This window comes from Flavobacterium coralii, assembly GCF_019891545.1.
GTDB classification, from domain to species: domain Bacteria; phylum Bacteroidota; class Bacteroidia; order Flavobacteriales; family Flavobacteriaceae; genus Flavobacterium; species Flavobacterium coralii.
This window is the reverse complement of sequence record NZ_JAHDIU010000003.1, coordinates 327,916-341,598: the sequence shown is the minus strand read 5'-3', so window position 1 is coordinate 341,598 and position 13,683 is coordinate 327,916. Positions and strand designations below refer to the sequence as shown.

12 protein-coding genes are annotated in these 13,683 nt (G+C 39.2%); 5 read left to right on the top strand and 7 right to left on the bottom strand.

What is annotated here, in order from left to right; genetic code table 11:
• Positions 1 to 34: 34 nt before the first annotated feature.
• Positions 35 to 1,141: a glycosyltransferase gene (locus tag KJK34_RS06735; RefSeq protein WP_223053089.1), complete on the top strand. Its 1,107-nt coding sequence runs from the start codon at positions 35 to 37 to the stop codon at positions 1,139 to 1,141.
• On the top strand, positions 1,132 to 1,704 hold the full coding sequence (locus KJK34_RS06730) for an RNA polymerase sigma factor (RefSeq protein WP_223053088.1): 573 nt from the start codon (positions 1,132 to 1,134) through the stop codon (positions 1,702 to 1,704). Before KJK34_RS06735 ends, KJK34_RS06730 begins: the two co-directional genes overlap by 10 nt.
• Position 1,705: 1 nt before the next feature.
• On the opposite strand, the gene KJK34_RS06725 is transcribed toward KJK34_RS06730, so the two are convergent.
• Both KJK34_RS06725 and KJK34_RS06720 read right to left on the bottom strand, forming a co-directional pair.
• A complete protein-coding gene (locus KJK34_RS06725) occupies positions 1,706 to 2,596 on the bottom strand; it encodes a glycoside hydrolase family 25 protein (RefSeq protein ID WP_223053087.1) in 891 nt (296 codons plus the stop codon).
• Between the two features lies 1 nt (position 2,597).
• The gene (locus tag KJK34_RS06720) at positions 2,598 to 3,341 is read right to left on the bottom strand and encodes a CDP-alcohol phosphatidyltransferase family protein (protein WP_223053086.1); all 744 of its coding nucleotides are present in this window, start codon (positions 3,339 to 3,341) and stop codon (positions 2,598 to 2,600) included.
• Between the two features lie 101 nt (positions 3,342 to 3,442).
• Between KJK34_RS06720 and KJK34_RS06715 the strand changes: the two genes are divergently transcribed.
• The 3 genes from KJK34_RS06715 to KJK34_RS06705 are packed head-to-tail and all read left to right on the top strand — an operon-like array spanning position 3,443 to position 6,416.
• Positions 3,443 to 4,516, top strand: coding sequence for a putative type IX sorting system protein PorV2 (locus KJK34_RS06715; RefSeq protein WP_498366260.1), 1,074 nt, complete (start codon positions 3,443 to 3,445; stop codon positions 4,514 to 4,516).
• Positions 4,517 to 4,527: 11 nt separating this feature from the next.
• Positions 4,528 to 5,658 (top strand): Lnb N-terminal periplasmic domain-containing protein, encoded by a 1,131-nt coding sequence (locus tag KJK34_RS06710; RefSeq protein ID WP_223053085.1) that lies wholly within the window; start codon positions 4,528 to 4,530, stop codon positions 5,656 to 5,658.
• Positions 5,659 to 5,684: 26 nt separating this feature from the next.
• Entirely contained in the window at positions 5,685 to 6,416 is a 732-nt protein-coding gene (locus KJK34_RS06705; protein WP_223053084.1) for a tyrosine-protein phosphatase, read from the top strand.
• A gap of 43 nt (positions 6,417 to 6,459) precedes the next feature.
• Here KJK34_RS06705 and KJK34_RS06700 read toward each other — a convergent pair whose 3' ends face one another.
• The 5 genes from KJK34_RS06700 to KJK34_RS06680 all read right to left on the bottom strand — a co-directional run bounded on the left by KJK34_RS06700 (position 6,460) and on the right by KJK34_RS06680 (position 13,662).
• Positions 6,460 to 8,838, bottom strand: coding sequence for a GumC family protein (locus tag KJK34_RS06700; RefSeq protein WP_223053083.1), 2,379 nt, complete (start codon positions 8,836 to 8,838; stop codon positions 6,460 to 6,462).
• A 1-nt stretch (position 8,839) separates the two neighbouring features.
• On the bottom strand, positions 8,840 to 9,610 hold the full coding sequence (locus KJK34_RS06695) for a polysaccharide biosynthesis/export family protein (protein ID WP_223053082.1): 771 nt from the start codon (positions 9,608 to 9,610) through the stop codon (positions 8,840 to 8,842).
• A 91-nt stretch (positions 9,611 to 9,701) separates the two neighbouring features.
• Positions 9,702 to 11,681 carry a polysaccharide biosynthesis protein gene (locus KJK34_RS06690; RefSeq protein ID WP_317196870.1) on the bottom strand — a complete coding sequence of 660 codons (1,980 nt, stop codon included), beginning with the start codon at positions 11,679 to 11,681 and terminating at the stop codon, positions 9,702 to 9,704.
• Positions 11,682 to 11,767: 86 nt separating this feature from the next.
• Positions 11,768 to 12,904, bottom strand: a complete 1,137-nt coding sequence (locus KJK34_RS06685) for a DegT/DnrJ/EryC1/StrS family aminotransferase (protein WP_223053081.1) — start codon at positions 12,902 to 12,904, stop codon at positions 11,768 to 11,770.
• Between the two features lie 104 nt (positions 12,905 to 13,008).
• Complete coding sequence (locus KJK34_RS06680) at positions 13,009 to 13,662, bottom strand: acetyltransferase (protein ID WP_223053080.1); 654 nt, start codon at positions 13,660 to 13,662, stop codon at positions 13,009 to 13,011.
• Positions 13,663 to 13,683 lie beyond the last annotated feature (21 nt).

Genomic DNA, 13,683 nt, shown 5'->3' with positions numbered 1-13,683 from the left:
ATTTTGCGGCTGTAGAAAACAGCCATCACCTTTTATGCTTGACATTACTTTCTATGTGTTTGTGGGTATAACCGTACTGCAACTGGTTTACTATCTGGGTATATTCGGAAAGTTTGCCTTTTCCAAACCCAAAGAATCCAATCCTAAAAAAATTCCCGTTTCGGTAATTTATTGTGCTAAGAACGAAGCCGAAAAAGCAAGGCAGTTTGTTCCGCTACTGGCAGCGCAGAATTACCCCGACTTTGAGCTTGTGCTTATAGACGACGCTTCATCTGACGAAACACTGGATGTTTTTGAGGAGTTTGAAAAACAGTATCCTAACATAAGGCTGGTTAAGGTAGAAAACAACGAAGCCTTTTGGGGGAATAAAAAATATGCGCTTACATTGGGTATAAAAGCAGCCTCTAAAGAATACCTGCTCTTTACAGATGGTGACTGCTACCCTGCTTCCGCAGACTGGATTTCGCAGATGAGCTCACACTTTACTCTTAAAAAAACTATAGTGTTGGGCTACGGGACTTATGAAAAAATTAAAGGCTCGTTCCTTAATAAAATTATTCGTTTTGATGCCGTGCTTACCGCAACGCAGTATTTTGCATGGGCTAAACTGGGAAGGCCCTACACCGGCGAAGGCCGTAACCTTGCCTATAAAAAAGAAGAGTTTTTCAAGGTAAACGGTTTTATAGACCACATGAGCATCCGCACGGGTGAAGATGCCCTTTTTATAAACCAGGCAGCACGCAAGCATAACACAACCGTTTGTTTTACACCTGACAGTTTTACCTATTGCGAGCCTAAAAAAAGCTATAAAGCATGGTTTATACAAAAGCGCAGGCAGGAGTATACGGCATCGTTTTTCAGGGCTTCAGATAAGTTTCAGCTAAAGCTGTTCAACATCAGCCAGGTATTATTTTTTATACTGCTTATTGTACTGCTTGCCCTGCAATATAACTGGATGTTTGTAGTGCCTGTTATAGCCTTGCGCTACCTGTGCAGCTGGATTGCCTTTGGGTACAGTGCTGCTAAACTGAAAGAAAAAGATGTGGTGTACTGGTTTCCGGTTATAGAAATTATCCTTATCTTCACAAGGGTAAATGTTTTCTTTACCAATATGTTTTCAAAACCGGTACATTGGAAATAAATTCAGCGCTTATACAGCAAAATATAGCCAAAGCCAAAACAGGCGACCAGGTGGCTTTTACATTTCTCCTTGATTTTTTCTGGAATGAGGTTTATGGGTTTATGCTGAAACGCACCCAGAATGAAACCGATACCGAGGATATTGTTATAGAAACTTTTTCGAAGGCTTTTGACCGGATAAGTACCTATAATCCTGAGTATGCTTTTAACACCTGGCTTATAGCCATTGCCAAAAATGTGCATATAGATATGCTGCGCAAAAAGCGCTCTTCGCTATTTGTAGATATAAGCGAGGACGATGACAGGCGCGCCTATAATATTGCTGACGAGTCGGCATCTGCTGAAGATGAATTGATACAGGAACAAAACCTTTCGAGGCTGCTGGAGTGTATTAAAAAGCTAAAGCCACAATACCAGGAAGTAATACAGCTACGATACTTTCAGGAGCAAAGCTATCAGGAAATTGCAAACCAGCTTAATGAGCCGCTTAATAACATCAAGGTAAAACTGCTAAGGGCGAAAAAGCTGCTGGCCGATATCATCAAGAACAAAGGTAACTGCTGATTTACTTTTTAACGTGAGTAAGGAGGCTTTCCAAACTGCCGTTGTAAATATTTACATCTACATTCCCTTCTATACCCTTTATTTGTGCCTGATCTGTAAATTGCCAAAACAGCCATTCCTTTTTTATATCTTCCTCAAAAAAGCTGTAATTGGCTATCCATACCCTGTAATCGGAAAATTCTTTTTTAAGGAAATCAGTATAAAAACTTTCACCACTGTACAGTATCGGCTGCATGCCATAATGCGCCTCTATCCTGCCCAGCCAGCGTTGCAGGCCAACTTTCAGGCTGTCCATACTCTGTCGGTTAGGTATCTTTTCAATATCAAGTACCGGGGGCAGGTCGCCTTTAGCCAGTTTAACAGTTTTTATAAAATGCTCTGCCTGTGCAAGTGAGTTTTCGTCGGGTCTGTAGTAGTGGTACGCACCGCGAATGTAGCCATTCTCTCCCGCTTTCTTCCAATTGTGGGCAAAACGGGTATCTTTACCATCTTTACCTGCCGTGGCACGCATAAATATAAAATGCAGCGGAAATTCTTCTTCTGCCTTTTGTAATTCTTCCCAGTTAATGCGTCCCTGGTAGTGCGATACATCAATACCAAATACTTTATCCTTGTTTCGCCCCACAATTTCATAAATACGCAGGTCGGCAAGCTTTCGTTCTTCTTTGGTTAGTGCATCTATATTTTTATCAGTTTTAAACCCGAGGTAATACAGCAGCCCGTTATGGTATTTGTATGCGGCAACAACTAATACAGCAATAAAAACAAGAATAACCCAACGCTTTGCTTTTTGCCAGGCATCAGGCTGTTTGCTTTTGTGTGTAGTCCTGCGCTTGGCTATAGGCTTTTTCTTCGCTGCTGTTACTTTTTTAGGTGGCGCAGGGCGCTTCATGCTATACTGCCTTTTTTTCGGAAAGTTTATTATTGAATACCGACAGGATAACGTATGACAATATAATCAGTGGTATACCCAGATACTGGAAAAAGAACAGTAATAGCACCGAAAGTACTAAGAAGAAGATTTGTATCTTATTTGTTTCCCAGTTAAAGTATTTCACCTTAAGCGAAAAAAGCGGAATTTCAGCATTCAGCAAAAATGCGCTAAGCAGGCTAATGCCTACCAGTACATAAGGATTAGAAAGCATATCGAAAACAAACCCGGTACCGTCTGAATGATTTAAAATAACCGGAAGGCTTATTATAAGCAACGCATTTGCAGGAGTCGGCAAACCGATGAAGGAGTCGGTCTGGCGTGTATCAACATTAAATTTAGCAAGCCTGTAGCATGAGCCTATAGTTATTATAAAGCCAATATAGGGCAGCAGGTTCATATAAAAATTATCAGGCGCATAGGTTTCGCTGAGTTCGTATATATTCTCCAGCATTTTATACATTACAACACCCGGCACCACACCGCTCGTGACCATATCGGCTAACGAGTCGAGCTGTAACCCGATTTTGCTTTGTGCATTTAAGATACGTGCAAAGAAACCATCCCAGAAATCTAGAAAAATACCGATGCATACCCATATAAATGCCATTTGCAGGTTAGTGTCAAAAGCATAAACAAGGGCAACAAGGCCGGCAGTTAAATTAAGTAATGTAATAATGTTCGGAACGTGTTTCCTTAAAGGCATAGCATGTAATTTTTTATAAGCACAAAGTTAACACAATAAGTTAATTGAAATGGAGTTTAGTAATTGAGAATTTTATGTCATATTTGCACAAATTAACAGCATTGAACAGGTTTTTAATTTTTTTATCATTTCTTTTACCCGTAATTACTTACGGGCAGTCTGTAAGGAAATACTCCAACGAGTTTATGAACATAGGCGTAGATGCAGCGGCACTCGGTATGAGCAATGCCGTTACTGCCCATACTGCCGATGTTAACTCGGGTTACTGGAATCCGGCAGGGTTGCTAAAGGTAAAAGACAAGCAGGTAGCGCTAATGCATGCCAGTTACTTTGCCAACATAGCACAGTATGACTATGCGGGCTATGCCATGCCTATAGACAACCGTTCGGCTTTTGGATTTTCTGTTATCCGCTTTGGTGTAGATGACATCCTGAATACCACCCAGCTTATAGACGATGAAGGTAACATCGACTACAACCGCATCAGCCTGTTCTCTACCGCTGATTATGGCTTTACCATTTCATATGCGCGCTCTTTACCGCTGGATGGGCTTAATTATGGTATAAATGCCAAGGTTATCCGAAGGGTGATAGGTAAGTTTGCAGATTCATGGGGGTTTGGTTTTGATATTGGCCTCCAGTATCAAACAAAAAATGACTGGATGATTGGCCTTATGCTACGCGATATTACCACTACCTATAATGTATGGAATATTAACGAGGAAGAATATGAAACCATAGCCGGTGCTATACCCGGTGAAAATCAGGAATTGCCTGAAACCTCTGAAATTACATTACCTAAAGCGCAGCTTGGCTTTGCTAAGAAGTTTATAATCAGATATGATTACAGCATACTTGCCGCTGCAAACCTTAATATGCAGTTTGCACAGACCAATGATATCATATCTTCTGAAATTGTGAGTATAGACCCCGCCATAGGTTTTGAGTTTGGCTATATAGACCTTGTTTACCTTCGTGCAGGTGTCGGCAATTTCCAGAATATAACCCAGATAGATAATTCAGAAAAACTGAGCTTTCAGCCCAATATCGGGCTTGGGTTTAAATACAAAGGTATTGCAGTAGATTATGCCCTTACAGATATTGGCGACCAAAGTGCAGCACTTTATTCAAATATTTTCTCACTTAAGGTAGATTTAGGTACCTTTATACGGTAAAACCTAAACCAATGCGAAGCACCTTATTTGTACTGCTGCTATTCACTATTTGTTTTTTACCTTTTACAGCAAAGGCACAGTTTGAGCTTACAGACCAGGCAAAAGTTACACTGCTTACCTGTGGCCCCGGCGATGAGCTGTATTCTACATTCGGGCATACGGCCATTCGTGTTGCTGATAGTGGACGGGGATTAGATATTGTTTACAACTTTGGTACTTTCGACTTCAGCACTCCTAATTTTTACCTGAAGTTTGTAAAGGGCGATTTGCAATATTTTGTATCGGTAACATCTTACAGAGAATTTTTACAGGAATACGAATACTACGGGCGCTCGGTACAGGAGCAGGAGTTACTGTTAACCCAGCAACAAAAGCAAAGCATAGCAAATGAGCTAAACAGTATATTATTGTCTGACCGCAGGTTCTATACCTATAAGTTTATAGACCGTAACTGTACAACTATGGTTGCCGATATTATTGCAGCTAATATAGAGGGTAAAATATCAGATGAAACATCAGACAAAGGTAAAACCAACAGGGAAATTATTTACAGTTACCTGGATAACCACTTTTACGAGAATCTTGGCATCAACCTTATTTTCGGATATAAAACAGACAAGATAAGCGATAAGCTTTTCCTGCCTCAGGAACTCTTAGAAGGTATAACTAACACCAGTATTAATGGAAAACCGCTTGCTACGCAGGCAGCGCTTGTAAATGCGGCACAGCCAAAGGTGAAGTCATTTACCTTCTGGAATAGCTTTTACAGCTATGCACTTTCTATATTACTATTGATGTGGCTAACACGATATAAAGTTATAAGATTAAGCTATATGGCAATTACAGGGCTAATAGGCCTGTTCTTCTGCACGGTAGGGTTTTACTCTTTCCATGATGAAATTTCACAAAACTATAATGCGCTGCTTGTTAACCCATTGTTTTTATTATTGGTTATAGCAATCTTTGCTGGTAAAGCGAAAGCAGTAAGGACGCTTTGCTATATACTCTTTGCCTGCTTTGCGATTTATATACTTTTTATGCTGAACAAGCCGCACCTGCTAATTGTTTTACCGCTGCTTGCGCTTAATACTGTTACATTACTTCGCGTTTTGCGGATAAACCAACGTACTAAAAGCGTTTAACTATATTTATTTAAATAAAATAAACGATGCTGTTTTTTAAGAAACCTAAGAAAAGGCTTTGCGATATCATTCCTGATGGTTATGTAGATATACATTCGCATCTCTTGCCGGGCATAGATGATGGCGCTAAAAATGAAGAAGATACAACCAGCCTGATCAGCACATTAAAAAGTTACGGATTCAGCCAGTTTATTACTACTCCGCATGTACTTACAGGAGTATGGAACAACACCAAAGAAGACATCCTTAAAAAAGAGGTAAGTACAAAGCCCATTTTTAAAGATGCGGGAGTACCCTTTAAAACCGCTGCTGAATATATAATAGACGATACTTTTGCAAAGCTACTTAACAACGAAGCACTGCTTACACTTAAGGACAATTATGTTTTGGTAGAGATGTCTTACCTGAACGCGCCGCTAAAGCTTTATGAGGTACTTTTCGACCTTCAGGTGGCAGGCTTCAAGCCCGTATTGGCACATCCCGAAAGATATCTGTTCTACCTGCAAAATACAGACGAATATAAAAAACTAAAGAAAGCAGGATGCCTTTTCCAGATAAACCTGTTGTCGGTTACAGGCTATTATGGCAAGCCGGTACTCGATATTGCAAAGAAACTTATTGAGGATGATATGATTGATTTTTGCGGGTCTGACGTACACCACGAAAGACACGCAAAGTCATTTGAAAATCCGGTACTGCTCAAAGAATACGGCAATCTTGAACAGGCACTAAAAAATAATTCCTTCTTTAAAATGTAAAGAAGGAATTATTTTATTTCGATATATATTACTACACGAGCGTCTAATCTTTGTTGCGCCCGAATAACTTATCAAAAAAGCTTCTCTTTTTAATTTCGGGGCCGTAGCCATAGCCGTAACCGTAACCGTAGCCATAACCATATCCGTAGCCGTAGCCTTTTTTATGATCGGTATCGTTAAGTACAATAGCCATATTAGGCAGTTTCTTTTCCCTGTATAACGTTTCAGGTACAGCCAGCATCTGTTTGTCAAGGTGGTTAGCCCTTGCCACATAAACAACAGAGTCTGCAAACTTAGCAATAACAACTGTATCAGTTACCAGGCTAACTGGTGCTGTATCCACAACTACATAATCATATTCTTTTTTAAGCTCGGCAAACATATCGGCAACTTTGTCGCTCATTAAAAGCTCTGCAGGGTTGGGTGGTATTATGCCTGGAGGCAGTACATCAAAGTTTTCAAAGCCCGGAACACTAATAATATAGTTATCAAGTGTAGTGTCGTTTGTAGAAAGATAGTTACTTAAACCTTTAGCCGGTAAATCAAGGTATTCATCAAGTTTAGGATTACGGATATCCATACCCAAAAGGATAACTTTTTTACCCGACAATGCTATTGTTGCAGCAAGATTTACAGAGATAAAGGTTTTACCTTCTTTTGGTATTGTAGAGGTTATAAAAATTGTTTTTGCAATGCCCTTTGGCAACTGTCCGAGAATAAATTCGAGGTTAGTCCTCACAATCCTTAAAGATTCAGCAGTATTAGACCTGCTGTTCAGGCTTATCAGTTCACTACTGTTATCAGTACTTGACACATCTCCCAGATAAGGAATGGTTAAATGCCTTAAATCATTAGCTGTATGTATTTTAGTATCCAGCAAATCTTTAATGTAAATGATACTGAAGGGCAGAATAAGGCCGATTAAAAATGCTGCCATAAGTATAATGTTCCTTCTTGGCGAAACCGGTATGTTAGATGCGAGTGCAGGGTCTATAATCTTGGCATTGGGAGCAGTAGAAGCAAGAGCTATCGCGGTTTCTTCCCTTTTTTGTAAAAGATAAACAAATAGGGCTTCCTTTAAATTTTGCTGGCGTGCTATAGACTTATATTCCCTTTCCTGTGTTGGTATTTCAGCAATTTTTGAATCAAGTCTTCTTTGCTGCGCAGACAAATCCCTTTTTTTAATCAGGAGCGTGTTCTTTAAACGTCCGAGGTTTGCAAGAACGTTCTCTTTTAAAGACTCTAATTGTGCGTCGGCTTTCTGCAGCCTGACATTTTCTTCAGTTGCACCGGCACTGGCCCATCGGTTACGCTTTAAAACCAAACTGTTATATTCAGCAATTAGTGAAGGGGTAAGGCTCGGATCTACCGCTGTAGATGATAATACATTACTTGGGATTAAATCTGTATTAGATGAACTCTTAACATAATTGATTAAGGATTCAGCAACACTTAACTGTGTTTCAGTTTCAATAAGCGCTTTTTGAAACTCTGATGCATTTTCGAGAAATAAGCCACCTTCAGATGTAATATCAGTAACCCTGTTCTTTATTTTATATTGTTCACCCTCTTTTTCCACATCACCAAGCTCAGCAGATATTATCTTGAGCCTTTCGTCAACAAACTCAGCAGTATTTTTAAAAACCTGGCTTTTGTCTTCTACCGCATCTTTATTATAATTCGCTATAACCTTATTCAAAAAGTCTTCTGCCCTTGCTTTAACAGGATCTATAATTGAAAGCTGAACAACACTTGTACGATCACTTATCAGCTTTACATTAAGTTTTGATTTAAATGTTGAAGTTACAGAAGATAATGGTTCAATGTTTACTGATATTTTAAACTTTGGGTTATCTTCCGCTTTATTGATTACAGTGAAAGTGATATTCTTATGCTTTACAGTCTCACCAAATTTGTAGCTGCCAATTTTATTTTCTTCGTCATCAAGAAGTGAATAATTATTTCCGCCGGTATATTCTACTTTATACTTGTGGCTTGATTTAACTGCATTTTTATCGGCAAGTATAACACTTATAGGCGAGCTGGTATATAAATCTACAGTTTTTACCCTGCCCTCACGCTTATATTTTACATTGAGGTTAAGATCTCTTACTGCCGATTCTGCTATTGTACGCGATTTAATTATTTCAATCTCATTATCAACAGTACTTTTAATATTACCCATAAGGTCAACCTCGCTAAGTGCTGCAAGTTCAGAAACCATACCTCCTTTTTTATCATCTTTTACAAGTATCATAGCAGAGGCGCTATAGCTGGGTATGGTATACCTTAAATAAACAAAGGCAAATGACAAACACACCAATACGCCCACAATAAACCAGGGCCATTTTGAAAGGTAGGTATATATAGAACGTTTAAGGTCAAACTGAGATTCCTGATTGATTTTTTCCTCTATTTGCATTTTATCTTGTGCTTAAGGCAATTATTGTAACTATAAGTGAAATTGCAGATATACCTACAGTCAGGTTAGGCCCGATCATTGACGAATTTACCCTTGTTTTATTAGGCTTAACATATACCACATCATTATGGTCCAGGTAAAAGAACTCACTCTTAATAAAATCAGCACTTGTAATATCTACTGTATTAAGTGTAACAACGCCGTCTTTGTCTCGAACAACCATTATTTCCTTCCTTTTTCCATAAATAGTCATATCGCCGGCGCTACTTAATGCTTCAAGTAATGTTAACCTGTCACCTACCACATTCACTGGCCCGGGGCGGTTTACCTCTCCTATAACAGATACTTTAAAATTTATCACCCTTAAGTTTACACTTGGGTTGGTAATCTGCTTTTCAAGCAATTTCCTTATTTTCTCTTCAGCCTCAACCCGGGTAAGCCCGGCAAGCTTTACTTTGCCTAAACCTGCAAAATCGATCTCGCCTTTAGAATCTATAAGATAACTGATTAAAACATCGTTATTAACCCCGCTGTTTACCTGGCTACTTTGTGAATTCAGATACAGTAAGTTAAAGGGGGCAGCCAGTTCGGGTTCGTCGGCTGTAACAGTAATTACAAGATTATCATCCGGTTGCAGTACATTAGCGTAGTTTACCGCATTTATAGTTTCACTGTCTGCATTGCTCTCACTCAGATAAACAATCTTTTTATTTGAAACACATGAAGTGATTAAAAACAATATTGAAAATAACGCTAAAATCCTCTTTATCATGAAAAGTTAAGTTTAACTGGGAATTTAATCCTGATTTTGTGGCAAAGATAATTTTTTATACCTACTAAATGTACTACTTAATAAAAAAACATCATTTCTTAACGATATCCTTATCCAAAGCCTCAAAGGTTGAATTCATGCTTTTAAATTCAGGCACAATCATTTTCATTTGCATTACCACATCTTCATTATTAAATGTGTAGGCACTCTCTATAAGGCTGTCAGTAAGGTAACGCAACTGGTTAAAGTCATCATACTCCTCCTCGGCAATCATTATTTTGTCATGGTGGGTTGGCAGTGTTTTCGATTTGTCGTTTAAAAGCTCCTCATACAGCTTTTCTCCCGGCCTTAAACCAACAATTTTTATATCAATGTCTTTATCAGGTACAAAACCTGCAAGGCGAATCATTTTTTTGGCAAGGTCTATAATTTTAACCGGCTTGCCCATATCAAATATATAGATTTCGCCGCCTTTACCCATAGCCCCTGCTTCAAGCACAAGCTGGCAGGCTTCCGGTATAGTCATAAAATATCTTATAATATCAGGGTGCGTTAGTGTTATGGGGCCTCCATTTTCTATCTGTTTGGTAAACAACGGAACAACAGAACCGTTAGAACCTAAAACATTACCAAAGCGTGTAGTAATAAACTTAGGGCCTGTGGCATTTTCAGCAATAAATTTATTATGGAGCGCCTGTACATATTTCTCGGCTATACGTTTGCTTGCCCCCATAACATTACTTGGGTTAACCGCCTTATCAGTAGATACCATTACAAAGCTATCGGCTCCATACTCGCAGGAAAGGTCCGCTATATTTTTAGTACCTAATACATTTACAAATATTGCCTGAGACGGGTTTTGCTCCATAAGGGGCACATGTTTGTAAGCAGCGGCATGATATACCACATGCGGCTTATATTTTTTAAACACCTGTTCTGCCTGTGTCCTGTTCCTGACATCAGAAATAACAGTTACAAGTTCACTTTTAGATTCTATTTTGCTTATCTCGAGGCTCAGGTGGTGCAGTGGTGTTTCAGCCTGGTCGAGCATAATAACGCATTGTGGATTAAACTGTATAACCTGGCGCACAATTTCGCTGCCTATAGAGCCTGCAGCGCCCGTTATAAGTACCCTTTTCCCTTTTAATTGTGACGATATGGAATAGTTATCAAGTACTATAGGCTTACGCTCCAGTAAATCCTGTATCTGGAAGTTTTTAATCTTCTTCGAAATTTCTTTCTGGTCTTCCCAGTCAGATACCAACGGAACAGTATAAACTTTATAGTTAAAATCAAGGCATTCATCTACAATGGCAAGCTTTTCGTCTTTAGTAAGGCTTTTATCTGCAAGTATTAAAGCCTGCGCATTAAAAACGCGCATAAGGGTAGATGTTTTCTTTTTGTGCTGCAATATAGGCAGCCCAAGAATCATTTTAGATTTGTTCTGGCTGTACTTATCTATAAAGCCAACCAGTTTAAACCTTGCAGGCACTTCCGATTTTAGCGCGTTGGCCACCGCAATCGCATTTGCATCGGTACCGTATATAATGGCACGGGTTAACTGAAGTTTTTTAGACTGGTTAAGGTAATTCTCAAAAAACTGCTTTACAAGAACCCTGTACAGGAAAAGGCAACTAAAAGAGAAAACAGCATTAATGAGAATACCAATATTCAGGAAAAGTAGATCTCCTGTTACTGATTTATAAAAGCTGTTTAGTGCCAGTAACAGGAATGCTGTTGTAAATTGCGAAAAAAAGATTTTAACCGCATCTATATAGGAAGAGTGCCTTATAATACCTGAATATGTCCTGAAAACGCGAAAGGTTAGTACACTTATAAACAAATAGGCAGGTACGCTTATGCTAAGCAGGTGATGCTTAATATATATTTCGCCTGTGCGGTATATAAGCAGGTAACTTATAAGGGCAGTTACAGACACAACAAATAAATCAAGGAGGAAAATTATCCATCTTGGCAGGTAGCCCAGGTTATGAAAAGTATGCCAGAGCTTAGTGCTGTCTAACGCATAATCAATTGCATCAGCAACATTCTTTTTAACTTTTTTCTCCACTACTTCTTCAATTTTAACTTAATCATCTATCAAGCCCCCCTTCGAAACAAATTTATAACTTTTTTAACATAAAGCCCTTAAAATCATTATAAATATCGTGCAATTGCATTTTTAATCCTCAAACGTTCGTCATCGTTTAAATTAGAACCTGATGGCAGGCAAAGTCCGTTTTCAAATAACTGTTCGCAAACCTTTCCGCCATAATACGGATATTTCTCAAAAACGGGCTGCATGTGCATGGGTTTCCACAGCGGCCTTGATTCTATATTTTCAGTCTCAAGAGCAAGTCGCAAATCTTCTCGTGTCTTGCCACCGTTTTTTTGCGGGTCTATAGTAACAGCCGTAAGCCAGTGATTGGAAAAATAATCATCATTAGGCTCTGTAAGCACAGTAACCGCATCTGTATCCTTAAATAAATCACGGTAAAAATGGTTCATTGCCCTGCGCTTTTCTATATGGCTGTCAAGCACCTCCATCTGTCCGCGCCCAATACCTGCACATATATTGCTCATACGGTAGTTATAACCTATTTCGCTGTGCTGGTAATGCGGAGCATTATCTCTTGCCTGTGTAGATAAAAAAACTGTTTTATCTTTCTTCTCTTTGCTTTTGGTAACCAGTGCACCCCCGCCGGAAGTAGTAATAATTTTGTTCCCGTTAAACGAAAGTACCCCATACTCGCCAAACGTACCGCATTTTTTGCCTTTATAAGTACTGCCAAGTGCCTCGGCGCTGTCTTCTACCAAAGGAATTTCATATTTATCAGCTATTGCTGTAATTTCGTCTGCCTTAAACGGCATACCATACAAATGCACTGCTATAATGGCTTTCGGCTTTTTGCCTTTTTCCATACGGTCTTTTATAGCTTCTTCAAGTGCTACCGGGCATATATTCCATGTTTCAGGTTCACTGTCAACAAAAACCGGAGTAGCCCCCTGATATGCTATAGGATTTGCACTTGCAGAAAACGTCATGCTCTGGCATATAACCTCATCACCTGCACCCACACCAAGCATAACAAGGCTCAGATGAAGTGCTGCAGTACCGGAACTTAAAGCGGAAACATGAATATCAGCATTAAGATATTTTTCAAGATCCTGTTCAAAACCATTTACGTTAGGCCCTAATGGCGCTACCCAGTTAGTATCAAACGCTTCTTTAATGTATCCCTGCTCATTACCCCCCATGTGTGGTGAAGAGAGCCATATTTTGCTTTTTTCCATGATAATGTGGTAAGGTTTGTTTAAGCCGCAAAAGTAGCGGTTTTAGTGAAACGTTTTTAACAGGCTATTTAAATTTTAAGTAATTTATAAGGGTTTTATGTTATCTAAACTTTAGGTATGGCCAGAACCTTTTCCTTAAACCTGTGAAAGTAAGTGGTATCGTCTTCAATATCACGCTCTATAATCATCCCTGCCGCAATTTTATTTCGGCTGCCAATAGTTATCTTAGGTATAGATGCCGAGTTTATGCCAAAAAGATTTTCATCTCCAATTGTAGTAAATCCTGAAAAGCACACATTAGGGCTGATAAAGTTGTAATTGCCTATCCTGGTATCGTGCCCCATGCTTGCCCTTGAATTGATAAGTGTATAATTACCCACCACCACATTAGGCCCTACATTAACATAAGGAGCTATAACAACCCCCTCGCCTATTCTTGCCGATGGTGATACATACGCTAACGGATGTATAAAGGTTTTAAACACAGCGCCTTTTGCAAGAAAGTCTTCGGTAATGGCTTTACGGAAAGCAAGATTGGCAATACCCATTATATAAAAAGAGGAATTATCTATAACATGATCTTTTATAGTGCCCAGGTATGGCGCCGAAAACGCATAGGTATTATAACCTGCCGCATTATCATCTATGAATCCGCAAACTGAATATTTAGAAGTACCTGAAAGCATATTGGCATGTGCAAGATATTCGTCTATCTCGGCTGCATGGCCTCCGGCACCTATAATTATGTATTTTTCCATTGGGTTGATAAGGTTGGTTTA

Excerpts from the sequence above, each read along its gene's own strand:
- KJK34_RS06680 (WP_223053080.1), bottom strand. The coding sequence starts at position 13,662 with ATGGAAAAATACATAATTATAGGTGCCGGAGGCCATGCAGCCGAGATA.
- KJK34_RS06725 (WP_223053087.1), bottom strand. The coding sequence starts at position 2,596 with ATGAAGCGCCCTGCGCCACCTAAAAAAGTAACAGCAGCGAAGAAAAAG.
- KJK34_RS06710 (WP_223053085.1), top strand. The coding sequence starts at position 4,528 with ATGCGAAGCACCTTATTTGTACTGCTGCTATTCACTATTTGTTTTTTA.
- KJK34_RS06700 (WP_223053083.1), bottom strand. The coding sequence starts at position 8,838 with ATGCAAATAGAGGAAAAAATCAATCAGGAATCTCAGTTTGACCTTAAA.
- KJK34_RS06735 (WP_223053089.1), top strand. The coding sequence starts at position 35 with ATGCTTGACATTACTTTCTATGTGTTTGTGGGTATAACCGTACTGCAA.
- KJK34_RS06695 (WP_223053082.1), bottom strand. The coding sequence starts at position 9,610 with ATGATAAAGAGGATTTTAGCGTTATTTTCAATATTGTTTTTAATCACT.
- KJK34_RS06705 (WP_223053084.1), top strand. The coding sequence starts at position 5,685 with ATGCTGTTTTTTAAGAAACCTAAGAAAAGGCTTTGCGATATCATTCCT.
- KJK34_RS06685 (WP_223053081.1), bottom strand. The coding sequence starts at position 12,904 with ATGGAAAAAAGCAAAATATGGCTCTCTTCACCACACATGGGGGGTAAT.
- KJK34_RS06720 (WP_223053086.1), bottom strand. The coding sequence starts at position 3,341 with ATGCCTTTAAGGAAACACGTTCCGAACATTATTACATTACTTAATTTA.